Raw genomic sequence first — 265 nt, 5'->3', positions numbered from 1 at the left:
AGTCGATACTTTCTGCAGTGATCCTGACGGCACTTACATCAGGTTCTGCTTTTGCTGCACACGCTTTTACCATTGACGCGGGCGATAGCCTTACTTTAGACGGTCGTTTCGACGTTCGTTACCAAGACAAAGGTGGCGATCATAATGGCGAATGGAACAGTGGTAGTTCTCGTTTCGGCCTTAAAGGTCAAATGGGACTAGACAACGATTGGACTGGCTTTGGCCATGCCGAATGGGGTTATAACTCGGGCGCTAACGGCGATAA

Annotated in this window: 1 pseudogene; it reads left to right on the top strand. The window is 49.4% G+C overall.

What is annotated here, in order from left to right:
• Positions 1–265, top strand: a pseudogene (locus AB4512_RS24860) (porin); the annotation flags it as partial.

It is taken from the genome of Vibrio sp. 10N.222.52.B7, assembly GCF_041474275.1.
GTDB classification, from domain to species: Bacteria; Pseudomonadota; Gammaproteobacteria; order Enterobacterales; family Vibrionaceae; genus Vibrio; species Vibrio crassostreae_C.
This window is presented reverse-complemented; position numbering and strand designations above follow the sequence as displayed.